This is a genomic window from Bartonella sp. AP20NXHL, from assembly GCF_042196165.1.
In the GTDB taxonomy this organism is placed as follows: Bacteria; Pseudomonadota; Alphaproteobacteria; order Rhizobiales; family Rhizobiaceae; genus Bartonella.
The window spans coordinates 79,842-92,048 of the sequence record NZ_JBHIPV010000001.1; the positions used below are offsets into that span (position 1 = coordinate 79,842).

Below are 12,207 nucleotides of genomic sequence, written 5' to 3' on the forward strand. Positions count from 1 at the left end.
TATTGCATCTATCTGTTTGCGTAATTTCTGGAACAAGAAGACAGCCTCATTTGGAAAGAATATAAAGGCATCGTGGTAAAAATCTATCATCTCCTTACAATTCAGCTTTACACCTTTCAAACGCATTCATAGAAATATCTTTTAAATAATTATGACGCATTATCTCATGCTTTTGTTTTTACACTCTTCAATAGAGCTACTCCCCTCAGGAAGAACAAAACACACCAAACAAAATACACTTGTATAGCCTTTATGTACTCATTTTAAAGAGACATCTTTCAATGTAACTCGAGCCCATTTCACGATAGCGCCCATGAATGGTATAACAGCCCTCGTGAATAATATAAATCTATAAGAGACATCTTCACACTTATGAAGAAGAAAACTGACACCATCATACATTTTTTCATCCCCATATTGTGAATGTCTTTGGTAATTGAGACAATTAAAAAGAGATATTTTTATTCCTTTCTTCAAGTGTTTTTATCCACATGGCTCTCCCTGCTTATGACATAAAGCAAGTGACTTTGAATTGTTTCAATATAAGAAGATCTCAAATGAGAGAACCTTATGATATTCGGGACTCTCATTCCAGTTGTAAAAAATTAATTATGAATATAAATCAATACTTAATCTAATTATAACCCACATTACACCCTTTACGAAAAAACAGATAGAATTTATAAAAGAGTACAGCTTTTTCTCGTAAGGTAATCTAGTGCAGAGTTACAATTTGTAGTTCATGCTCATTGGCTCCAGCAAGAGCGATAGAACGCTCATCGGATAAAATGATAGGATAACCTGTTTCACCAAAGAGAGCCCATATCGTAATGCCTGGGGTCATCGGTGGAAGATCTGGAAAGTTTTTAGCCAGATCATCTGTACAAACTTTTTTTAAATAGGCAATCTGTCCCGCATCAGAGTAGGATGTGTTCTGAAACGACAAGTTTTGTTTATGTTCTCCCATTTCACTGTTCCTTTACGCCTTAACTTTTATGACTCACCACTACTGACTTTAATTGGAATCTGTTTTATTTCTTTTTTTAATTTTGGTTGATACAGATTAATTGATAAAAGACCATTTTTCAACTCCGCATTTGTAACATGCATCCCTTCCGCGAGAACAAAGGTTCGCTGGAATTGTCGCGCAGCTATACCGCGATATAAATATTGATGATTTTGGTTGTCTGTTTGTTTACCATGAATAACCAATTGATTATCATCAAGCAAAATATTAAGATGGTTAATCTTAAATCCAGCAACAGCCAAAGTTATCCGGATATGATTTGCATCATCATTTTTATGCAAACGTTCAATGTTATAGGCTGGGTAAGCCTCATCAGCTTTACCGATACGTTGCAATATTTTTTCTACGGTTTCAAACCCTAAAAGAAAGGGATTGGAGAAAGGCGTCACATGTGTCATTCATGAGTATCCTCTTTAAAACGGCTTTACTTGACCACACTCTATAAAAGTGTTCGCTGCATTTCTCTCATATGGCGAGCGTGAATGATAACTTCAAGAGAGAAGATTTAAGAGAGTTCAATGCCTCAACGTACCATAAAATTGTCAAAAGTGCGAAATTTATCTGGTATATTATATAATGAAAATGAAATTGCAGAAATATTTCGCCGTTTTTCTGTGCAACGCCCAGCGCCTAAGAGTGATCTTATCTATACAAATATTTTTACGCTTTTGGTTGCCGTTGTGCTTTCGGCTCAAGCGACAGATGTAAGCGTTAATAAAGCGACAAAAGAATTATTTCGCCTTGCTGATCAACCGGAAAAAATGGTTGCATTAGGAGAAGAAGAAATAGCACATCATATCCGTTCAATTGGTCTTTGGCGTGCAAAAGCACGTAATGTTTATGCGCTTTGCAACTATTTAATTGATTATTATGGCGGTCAAGTACCCGATACGCGTGAAGCACTCATGGCCCTTCCTGGAGTAGGGCGCAAAACGGCTAATGTGGTCTTGAATGTTGCTTTTGGTCAACCTACATTAGCAGTAGATACACATATTTTTCGCTTAAGCAATCGTCTTGGTTTAGCGCTTGGCAAAACACCAGAAATTGTTGAGAAAAAATTATTAAAGATTATACCGGTTCATTATATTCGCCATGCACATCATTGGCTGATTTTACATGGTCGCTATATTTGTCAAGCCCGTAAACCACAATGTACGCAATGCATTATTGCCGATTTATGTAAAGCAGCCATCAAAACAAATGCAATTCCAGCACCTTTAGTTGAGCTTCAAGGCAATGGAGCGCCGATTTTTTTGTAATACGGTCTTGCAATTTTGTGTATACTAGCTTATGAAAACGTCTTTAAGAGCCGCCCGGCAGGGCATGCCGTGGCTGTTTAAATGCTTGTTCAAGCGTTGGTCCGCTTGAGTGAATAAATTTTTTGATTGAATAAATTAATGTACGGAGTAGCAAAATGCCCAAGATGAAGACCAAATCATCCGCTAAAAAGCGGTTTAAAATCACTGCGTCAGGCAAAATTAAAGTAGCAGCTGCCGGTAAGCGCCACGGCATGATTAAGCGTTCGAATAAATTTATTCGCGATGCACGTGGAACAATGGTTTTGTGTGAACAAGATGCTAAAAAAGTCATTCAGCATTATTTGCCGAATGGTATTTAAACCTTACGCTTTTGATTTTGAGGAGATTATAATATGGCTCGTGTGAAAAGAGGTGTGACAGCACACGCTAAGCACAAAAAAGTTCTTAAACAGGCTGAAGGTTTTTACGGTCGTCGTAAAAATACCATTCGTGCAGCTAAAGCAGCGGTTGATCGTTCAAAGCAATACGCTTATCGTGATCGCAAAAATAGAAAACGTACTTTCCGTGCTTTGTGGATTCAGAGGATTAATGCGGCTGTTCGTGCAGAAGGTTTAACTTATGGACGTTTTATTGATGGCTTATCAAAAGCTGGTATTGAAGTTGATCGTAAAGTTCTTTCAGATATAGCAATCCACGAGGCGGAAGCATTTTCTGCTTTAGTAGCTTCGGCAAAAAAAGCTTTAGAATATTTAAAAGATACGACACCTAATGCTTTCGAAGGCGCTGTCAAATAAGCCAGTCGTGTTCTCTTAAAGCATTCATTTATTTGAGGTCCCGTGCTGGCTATTGCAAGTGCGGGTTTTTCTTTATTAAAAAATAGGCAAAAATATGAATGATATTGAGCGTCTGGAACAAGAAATTTGTTTAGCCTTAGAGGCCGCAGGTGATGAAAAAGCACTTGAAGAAGTGCGTATTGCAGCATTGGGTAAAAAAGGTAGTATCTCTGAAAAATTAAAAGAATTAGGAAAAATGGATGCTGGCGAGCGTCATAAAGTTGGACCAGTTCTTAATGGATTAAAAAATCGTATTTTAGAATTATGGGCGCAAAAGCGTGATCTTCTGAAAAGACAGGCAATGGATGCCCGTCTTTCTCGTGAAACAGTTGATGTTACCTTGCCTATTCGCTCTTCACCTATAGAACGGGGACGCATTCATCCTATTTCACAAGTGATTGAGGAAATTATTGCCATTTATACGAAGTTGGGTTTTTCTCTTGCAGAGGGACCTGATATTGAAACAGACTATTATAATTTTACGGCATTGAATTTTCCTGAAGGGCATCCAGCACGCGAAATGCATGATACCTTCTTTTTTGATGTTGATAAAATGGGAGAACGAAAATTATTGCGGACCCATACATCACCTGTACAAATTCGCACACTAGAAAGACAAAAAGCACCGATACGGATCATTATTCCTGGAAAAACTTACCGCATGGATTCGGATGCAACACATTCTCCCATGTTCCATCAGGTAGAAGGTCTTGTCATCGATAAAACCTCCACCATTGCCCATATGATGTGGCTACATGAAACCTTTTGTAAAGAATTTTTTGAAGTTCCCTCTGTAAAAATGCGTTTTCGTCCCTCTTTTTTCCCTTTTACCGAGCCATCTATGGAAGTGGATATTCAATGTGATCGTTCTGGTTCAGACGTAAAGTTCGGAGAAGGGCAGGATTGGTTGGAAATTTTAGGATGCGGAATGGTGCACCCTCATGTGTTGAAAAATGTTGGCTTAGATCCCGATGAATATCAAGGCTTTGCATGGGGAATGGGCATTGATCGTATTGCCATGTTGAAATACGGTATGCCTGATTTGCGGGCTTTTTTTGATGCTGATCTGCGTTGGTTAGACCACTATGGCTTTCGTTTCTTTGATATGCCTGCTTTTTTTCCTAATAGATAATGTGTGATCTTAGTCATCGCTTTCATGTGAGGTTTTAAAATGAAATTTACATTGTCGTGGTTAAAAGATCACTTAGAGACAAATGCATCTTTGGATGAAATTTGTGAGAAACTAACAGCTATCGGTCTTGAAGTTGACTCCGTTGATGATCGATCTTCTTTAAAAGGTTTTGTGATTGCAAAAGTTTTAACAGCAATAAAGCATCCTGATGCAGATAAACTCCAGATTCTGTCCGTCAATACAGGGACTTCCACACCTGTTCAAGTTGTCTGTGGAGCACCAAATGCGCGTGCAGGTCTTATTGGTGTTCTGGCACTACCAGGTACTTATATTCCAGGACTTGATGTAACATTATCTGTAGGAAAAATCCGTGGTGTTGAAAGTTTTGGGATGATGTGTTCACAAGCAGAGCTTGAATTATCGAATGAGCATGATGGGATTATTGAACTTCCAGAAGATAGTCCTATTGGAGGTTCATTTGCAGCTTATGCTGGTTTAGATGATCCGGTCATTGATATTGGTTTGACCCCTAATCGTTCCGATTGCACAGGTGTTCGTGGTATTGCCCGTGATCTTGCCGCTACAGGAATCGGACAATTAAAAGAATTGTCTTTACCAAAATTTGAGCCTTCCTTTGAAACACCTCTCAATGTTTCATTAGATTTTTCGCAAGATTCATCATTATGTTTAGGTTTTGCTTGGCGTGAAGTACGCAATGTTCAAAATGGCGAATCACCACAGTGGATGCAACAGCGTTTGAATGCAATTGGTTTGAGACCGATTAATGCGCTTGTTGATATGACCAATTACATCAGTTTTGACCTTGGTCGTCCACTCCATGTTTTTGATGCAGATAAAATTAAAGGTAATTTGTGTGTACGTTGTGCGCGTGAGGGAGAACAGCTTCAAGCACTGAACGGAAAAATCTATCATTTGGGCGCTAAGAATTGTGTCATTGCAGATGACGAGGGAGTTGTTTCGATTGCCGGTATCATGGGCGGAGAAAGAACGAGTTGTGATGAAACAACACATCGCGTTATTATTGAATCGGCGCTTTGGGATGCGCAAAGCATTGCACAAACAGGAAGAGCATTAGGTCTTATCAGTGATGCACGTTATCGATTTGAACGAGGTGTTGATCCGGCTTTTATAGAAACAGGGCTTGAGATTGCAACAGAATTGGTCTTGCATCTTTGTGGTGGTGAAGTATCTAAGAAGAGGATCGTTGGCTATCAGCAACAAGAAATCAAACAGATCGCTTTTCCTTTTTCTGAAATTAAACGTTTAACAAATTTGGAAATAGAGCCTGAAAAAATCATCTCTATTTTAACAAAACTTGGATTTTTTGTTGAAGGAAAAGGAGATGTCGTTACGGTAAAAGTACCATCATGGCGCCCTGATATTATGGGTAAAGCCGATTTGGTGGAAGAGATCATGAGAATTTATGGGTTAGATAAAATTAAACCTATTCCTTTGGAAAGCTTCGTAGAAGAAAAAGATCAGATTGTAACATGCGCACAAATTCGTTCACGTGCTACACGTTTGGCTTTAGTGCAACGCGGTATGAAAGAAGCGGTAACATGGTCTTTTATTTCTGAAAATCAAGCTCTTGCTTTTGGAGGAGGTCAAGAAGAGCTTAAATTGGTTAATCCTATTGCTGCTGATATGTCAATGATGCGTCCTTCCCTTTTACCTGGTTTGATTATGGCGGCACAAAGAAATGCTGATCGTGGTTTTTCCGATCTTGCTTTGTTTGAAGTTTCTAGTATTTATGAGGGTGACACCCCTGATAAACAACACCGTGTTGTTAATGGGATTCGTCGCGGAACAGAGCAATTTAAAGGTGCTGGGCGCTTTTGGAATGGAAATGCAACCGTCGTTGATGTTTTTGATGCCAAAGCAGATGCTTTAGCTATTTTAGAAGCATGTGATATGGATATTGGGAAAGTGCAGATTGAAGTTGGAGCACCAGATTGGTATCATCCTGGTCGTTCAGGTGTCATAAAACTTGGATCAAAGATTATTCTTGGTTTTTTTGGTGTTTTTCATCCTGCTACATTAGAAAAGTTAGATGTCAGTGGCCCTTTATGCGGCTTTGAAATTTTTCTAGACCGAATTCCAGAATCAAAGAAAAAAACGACCAAAAGCCGTCCTCCTTTGAAACTCTCACCTTTTCAAATGGTGCGGCGTGATTTTGCCTTTATAGCGGATAAAACTGTTGCCTCTTCTCTTATTATTCGTGCGGCAAGTGGAGCCGATAAAAAACTTATTCATTCAGTGCAAGTTTTTGATGTTTTCGAAGATTTAAGCTTTGGTGAAGATAAAAAATCTGTTGCAATTGAAGTAACTATTCAGCCCATAGAACGGACTCTAACGGATGAAGATTTAGAAAAGCTTGCCTCAAAGATCGTGGATAATGTTACCAAAATGACAGGTGCATATTTACGCTACTGAGTATTCTCATTTTTTATGAGATATTTTACATGAAGTGGGAGCATCTTTGAGTGCTCCCTTTTTGTTTGGCATTCAAGAGCTATAGAACTTCTTGAAAGGGGACCTCCTTACCAAAACAAGCTGCTTAAATCATCAATTTTTTCAATATGAAAAAACTGTTTTTAAACATTTTGAAAAGTTATTTTTCTCTTAATCCTTCATTGCAAATGTAAAAGATAACTGCTATTGCTAAATGATAATGCAAATTATTTGCAATAAAAAGAAGGCATATAAAGGAAAGAGAGAATCAATGAACGTAAGAACGTTTTTCACCATAGTTTTTGGAAGTGTTATTTTTTTTACACCCAATTTTGCTTTGTGTGCTGGTAAATTTAAAGCTGTTACGACATTCACTATCATTGCTGATATGGCACGCAATGTAGCAGGTGATGCCGCTGATGTTGAATCCATTACAAAACCAGGTGCGGAAATTCATGAATATCAACCCACCCCACGCGATCTTATGCGTGCTCAGGGAGCTAACCTTGTATTGTGGAATGGTTTAGAGTTAGAGCTTTGGTTTGAAAAGTTTTTTCAAAATATCAAGGATGTTCCAAGTGTTGTTGTTTCAAAAGGTATTGTACCCATTAAAATTGGTGAGGGCCCCTTTAGCGGTAAACCTAATCCTCATGCGTGGATGTCACCGACCTCTGCTTTGATTTACGTTGATAATATTCGCGATGCTTTTGTAAAATATGATCCTGAACATTCTGAAATTTATAAACAGAATGCTGAAATTTATAAACAGAAAATTCGTGCAACGATTGATCCAATTAGGGCTGAATTAGAAGCTGTACCGCAAGACAAACGTTGGCTTGTGACAAGTGAGGGGGCTTTTAGCTATTTGGCGCGTGATTTTGATCTAAAAGAACTTTATTTATGGCCCATCAATGCTGACCAACAAGGAACACCACAGCAAGTCAAGCATGTTATTGATATGGTTCGCAAATACAATATTCATGCAGTTTTTTCTGAAAGCACTATTTCCCCTGCGCCTGCTAAGCAGGTTGCCAGAGAAACAGGGGCTAAATACGGTGGTGTTCTTTATGTTGATTCTTTAAGTGAGAAAAATGGTGAGGTACCCACTTATATTGATTTATTACGTGTCACGAGTGGGCGTATTAGCAATGCTTTAGTAGAGGGAGTAAAAAGCCAATGACGGAATGTGGAATATTTGCCCAAGGAGTAACGGTAACATATCGTAATGGACATACAGCTTTACGCGAAGTGAATTTTGAAAGTCCAAAGGGTTCTATTACGGCATTGGTTGGTGTTAATGGATCCGGTAAGTCAACGTTATTTAAAGCGATTATGGGGTTTGTACGCCCCTCAAAGGGAAAAATTCGCATGTTTGATTTACCTGTTGATATAGCTTTGAAAAAAAACCTCATTGCTTATGTTCCTCAAAGTGAAGATGTTGATTGGAATTTTCCTGTCTTGGTCGAAGATGTTGTATTGATGGGGCGGTATGGTCATATGAATTTCTTTCGCTATGCCCGTACACAAGATTATGAAGCCGTTCGTATTGCCTTAGAACGCGTTGATATGTTGGCTTTTGCCAAGCGCCAAATTGGAGAACTTTCTGGTGGACAGAAAAAGCGTGTTTTCCTAGCGCGCGCTCTTGCACAGAAAGCAAAAGCTATTTTATTAGATGAGCCGTTTACAGGGGTTGATGTTACAACAGAAGATAAAATCATTGCTTTGTTACAAGATCTTCGTAAAGAAGGAGCAGTGATCTTGGTTTCAACTCACAATTTGGGTTCTGTTCGCGAATTTTGTGATCATACAGTTTTAATAAAAGGGACCGTTTTAGCTTCTGGGTTAACAGAAAAAATCTTTACAAAGGAAAATCTGGAGAAAACTTTTGGAGGGTCTTTGCACCACCATATTTTTGATCTTCAAACCACAAAAAAAAATGATGTTTTCATGGGAAGAAAGCAGTCTGCCGTTTGTGAAGATATTGAAAGAGTGGAGCACGTTGCATGATTTCTTGGTTGCTTGAGCCACTGAGCTATCAATATATGGTGAATGCAATGTGGGTTTCTGGATTAGTTGGGTGTGTTTGTGCCTTTCTTTCGGCTTTTTTGATGTTAAAAGGTTGGTCATTGATTGGTGATGCACTTTCCCATTCGATTGTTCCTGGTGTAGCAGGAGCTTACCTTTTAGGGTTACCTTTTTCACTTGGCGCTTTTTTTTCTGGTGGTCTTGCAGCAGCAGCAATGCTCTTTTTTAACCACCGGACAAAACTTAAAGAAGATACCATTATTGGGCTCATTTTTTCTTCCTTTTTTGCCTTTGGGTTGTTTCTCAAATCATTAAAACCAATGGCTGTTAATATTGATACGATTGTTTTGGGAAATATTTTAGCAGTTAGTTCAACAGATATTCTACAATTGGCTTTTATCGGCTTTGTTTCGTTGCTTATATTGCTTTTGAAATGGAAAGATCTTCTTGTTTCGTTATTTGATGAGACGCATGCGCATGCCATTGGATTAAACGTAAAATTTTTAAAGATTCTCTTTTTCACATTGCTTGCCGCTTGTACCGTTGCTGCGATGCAAACCGTTGGAGCGTTCTTAGTCATTTGTCTTGTTGTGACACCTGGGGCAACGGCCTATCTTTTAAGTGATCGTTTCGTGAACATCTTGGTTATTGCAGTTGTAATTGGAACCTTCACAAGTATCTTGGGTGTTTATGTGAGTTATTTTTTGAATGCACAAACGGGGGGGGTTGTTGTGCTTTTTCAAGCATCTTTATTTGTTTTAGCTTTTATTTTTGCTCCTAAACATGGGTTTATTGCCGCGCGCTTACGCATAAATGCAGCAAAAAAGGGTGTAATATTATCATGATTGATCAATTACTGCTTCCGTTTCAGTTTTCTTTTATGCTTAAGGGTATGCTTATTGTCATGATTCTTTCTATTCCCATGGCGATGCTTTCCTGTTTTCTTATTTTGAAAGGATGGGCGCTGTTAGGGGATGCCATTTCTCATGCAGTTTTTCCAGGTGTTGTTGTTGGTTATATGACAACACCATGGGTAATCGCATTTTTAACTTCTTTGCCATTTGCTTGGTTTCAGCATATGCGTCCAGAGAATATTACAATGACTTTGATTACTTGCGGTGCTTTTGTTGCAGGAATGGTGTGTGCACTATTAACGGGTTTTTTAGGGAGCAATAGCCGTATCAAACAGGATACGGTGATGGGCGTGGTCTTTTCTTCAATGTTTGGTTTAGGGCTTGTTTTAGCCACGTCTATTTATAGTAGCTTAGATTTGAATCATATTCTATTTGGTAATCTCTTGGGTGTTAACTGGCTTGATATAACGCAGACGGCAATCATTTCTGCTGTTGTCACTTTTATTTTAGCAGCAAAATGGCGCGACTTTATGCTGTATATTTTTGACACAGTTCAAGGACGTGCAATGGGGTTACCAATATCTCTACTCCACTATACCCTTCTAACGATGATTTCTCTTACAATTGTTGCAGCTTTGAAAGCTGTCGGTATCGTGCTCGTTATTTCTTTACTGATAGCACCAGGAGCAATTGCCTATCTTGTCACAAAGCGGTTTTCTTTTATGTTAATGATCGCGATACTTGTTGCAGCTTTTTCTGGTTTTTTAGGGATTTATCTCAGCTTATTTATCGGCTCTGATTCTGCTTCCACAATTGTGTTGATCTTGACGTTGATTTTTATGGCTATTTTCATGATGATTTTCTTTCGTCGAAACACAGTTCAAGAAACTTGAAAGTGTTAAAATTCATGCATATCAGCCATGCATTTTTATATATTGTTTCTCATTTTTATTTTAATTAGAGTCTGGGGTGCTAGGTTGTTTTTCCTCCTAATATCTAGCAGATGAGTGCAGTACATTTTCTCCCCCCCAACACTGCATTCTTAATTAAGAGGCTGCATTGATTTCTTCTGCAGCCTTTTTATTTTTTTGTTTTTCTAAAATCTCTCCTCTTTTCTTGAAATCATTTAAAATGATTATCATATTGTGTAAGCTATTCGGTATTTTCAAGGAACTTATAACAGCAAAGACACTTACGCATGAAGGGGTAGAGCGTAATTGTGCACTCAGACATGTAAACAGAAAAAAACAGATACAATGTTTTTGTATAGGGTTTTGCGTAGAGGAAAATAGTACGAGAGAATGAAAAAAGATTCGAAGATATCGCACCCTTTACGTATCTGCTATTATATAGCAGGGTGGGCGATGGTTATATTAGGTATTATCGGTGTCGTATTACCTATTATGCCAACGGTGCCTTTTTTATTGGTTGCCTCATGGTGTTTTACGCGTTCTTCTCCACGTTTTCATCAATGGTTGAATAATCATCGTATTTTTGGTCCCCCTATTAAGCGATGGGAAGAAAAAAAAGCAATCTCTCCATTCGTTAAAGTTTTTGCAATGATGAGTATGACAGGAGGATTTTTATCCTTTTTCGTAATGCTACACCCTCCTTTATGGATTTCCTTACTTGTTGCGGTTATATTATTGCTGATTGCCATTTATATTGTAACACGTCCATCTTCTTAATGATAAAAAAGGCTTTATGAGATACTCTTTTTAGCTTCGACTTATTTGTAAAAACTATGAGGACTTTTAAGTTTTGAATATAAGCTCTCCACATCCAAAATACATATGAAATAGCAAGCTTTTTGAGCGCAATTAATTAATAATATGTTTGTGAAATAATTTTTATGAACAAAGAAGATTGTTTACGAACACTCAAAATGTTCTCACTTGGTAAACAATGATAAATCACATTCATGGAAGAGAGTCATTATTTTTGTAAAGCATGTTTGTATGAATCTCTATATATACATCATTGAAAAGTCATTGATATGATAGACATTTCGTTTGTTTTCATATCTCTTAATGAGGATATAATACAAAGCTTACTAAATACCCTCATTTTTATACTTATACAGTTAAGAAGCCGGTCTATTATATCAATCTTTAAGGTTACATCTGTTCTTAACTTAAGAATAATTCATAAGAAACAACAGAATTTTTCAAATGGTTTATACATACACGCATTCTTATTATAATATGCGAATAAATAATTTCTCTGTCTTTATATAAAGCTTATTCGAAATAAAAATATTATTGCATTCTCTGTTTTTTAATGAAGTCATGCCCCTCACGTAAAACAAAAGGTCTCCCAAATCATGTTATTTACACATTTATTTTAATGAAACATTTCTCAACGCTTTACTCATTTCATAATAGCAGACCATACATGGATAAAGTAAAATCTCCTGTAAAGTGTATAAAATCTATTTGAGCACCATCATCCTTGCCTTGCAAAATGCATACCGATAGTCACCATGCTATTTATCATCCTCCAATGTTGCCTTAGTAATTCCTAATGTTGCAATTGTAGCTTGTCATCTGGTTTTGTATATTTTGACACTAGATTTTGTACCAATTTATTTTTTTCAAAGAGTTTT

Annotated in this window: 12 protein-coding genes; 10 read left to right on the forward strand and 2 right to left on the reverse strand. The window is 37.6% G+C overall.

Features of this window, described 5'->3' with window-relative positions; all coding sequences use genetic code 11:
* Nucleotides 1-715: 715 nt before the first annotated feature.
* Nucleotides 716-967 (reverse strand): DUF1150 domain-containing protein, encoded by a 252-nt coding sequence (locus tag ACFILL_RS00285; protein WP_012754519.1) that lies wholly within the window; start codon nucleotides 965-967, stop codon nucleotides 716-718.
* Between the two features lie 26 nt (nucleotides 968-993).
* Nucleotides 994-1,425, reverse strand: a complete 432-nt coding sequence (locus ACFILL_RS00290) for an Hsp20 family protein (protein WP_012754518.1) — start codon at nucleotides 1,423-1,425, stop codon at nucleotides 994-996.
* A 120-nt stretch (nucleotides 1,426-1,545) separates the two neighbouring features.
* Here ACFILL_RS00290 and nth point away from each other — a divergent pair, with 120 nt between their 5' ends.
* The 10 genes from nth to ACFILL_RS00340 all read left to right on the forward strand — a co-directional run bounded on the left by nth (nucleotide 1,546) and on the right by ACFILL_RS00340 (nucleotide 11,290).
* A complete protein-coding gene (nth, locus tag ACFILL_RS00295; protein ID WP_375642992.1) occupies nucleotides 1,546-2,286 on the forward strand; it encodes an endonuclease III in 741 nt (246 codons plus the stop codon).
* Nucleotides 2,287-2,441: 155 nt separating this feature from the next.
* The gene (gene rpmI, locus ACFILL_RS00300; protein WP_183193590.1) at nucleotides 2,442-2,645 is read left to right on the forward strand and encodes a 50S ribosomal protein L35; all 204 of its coding nucleotides are present in this window, start codon (nucleotides 2,442-2,444) and stop codon (nucleotides 2,643-2,645) included.
* A gap of 33 nt (nucleotides 2,646-2,678) precedes the next feature.
* On the forward strand, nucleotides 2,679-3,080 hold the full coding sequence (gene rplT, locus ACFILL_RS00305) for a 50S ribosomal protein L20 (RefSeq protein WP_012754515.1): 402 nt from the start codon (nucleotides 2,679-2,681) through the stop codon (nucleotides 3,078-3,080).
* A gap of 94 nt (nucleotides 3,081-3,174) precedes the next feature.
* Nucleotides 3,175-4,251, forward strand: coding sequence for a phenylalanine--tRNA ligase subunit alpha (gene pheS, locus ACFILL_RS00310; protein WP_375630537.1), 1,077 nt, complete (start codon nucleotides 3,175-3,177; stop codon nucleotides 4,249-4,251).
* A gap of 39 nt (nucleotides 4,252-4,290) precedes the next feature.
* A complete protein-coding gene (gene pheT / locus ACFILL_RS00315) occupies nucleotides 4,291-6,705 on the forward strand; it encodes a phenylalanine--tRNA ligase subunit beta (protein ID WP_375642993.1) in 2,415 nt (804 codons plus the stop codon).
* Between the two features lie 289 nt (nucleotides 6,706-6,994).
* On the forward strand, nucleotides 6,995-7,903 hold the full coding sequence (locus ACFILL_RS00320) for a metal ABC transporter substrate-binding protein (protein ID WP_375630541.1): 909 nt from the start codon (nucleotides 6,995-6,997) through the stop codon (nucleotides 7,901-7,903).
* Nucleotides 7,900-8,730: a manganese/iron ABC transporter ATP-binding protein gene (locus ACFILL_RS00325; protein WP_273790252.1), complete on the forward strand. Its 831-nt coding sequence runs from the start codon at nucleotides 7,900-7,902 to the stop codon at nucleotides 8,728-8,730. The genes ACFILL_RS00320 and ACFILL_RS00325 overlap by 4 nt, the downstream gene beginning before the upstream one ends.
* Nucleotides 8,727-9,593, forward strand: coding sequence for a metal ABC transporter permease (locus ACFILL_RS00330; protein WP_273790251.1), 867 nt, complete (start codon nucleotides 8,727-8,729; stop codon nucleotides 9,591-9,593). Before ACFILL_RS00325 ends, ACFILL_RS00330 begins: the two co-directional genes overlap by 4 nt.
* The gene (locus ACFILL_RS00335; protein WP_273790250.1) at nucleotides 9,590-10,495 is read left to right on the forward strand and encodes a metal ABC transporter permease; all 906 of its coding nucleotides are present in this window, start codon (nucleotides 9,590-9,592) and stop codon (nucleotides 10,493-10,495) included. The genes ACFILL_RS00330 and ACFILL_RS00335 overlap by 4 nt, the downstream gene beginning before the upstream one ends.
* 408 nt (nucleotides 10,496-10,903) lie before the next feature.
* Nucleotides 10,904-11,290, forward strand: coding sequence for a YbaN family protein (locus tag ACFILL_RS00340; RefSeq protein ID WP_273790249.1), 387 nt, complete (start codon nucleotides 10,904-10,906; stop codon nucleotides 11,288-11,290).
* Nucleotides 11,291-12,207: the final 917 nt, after the last annotated feature.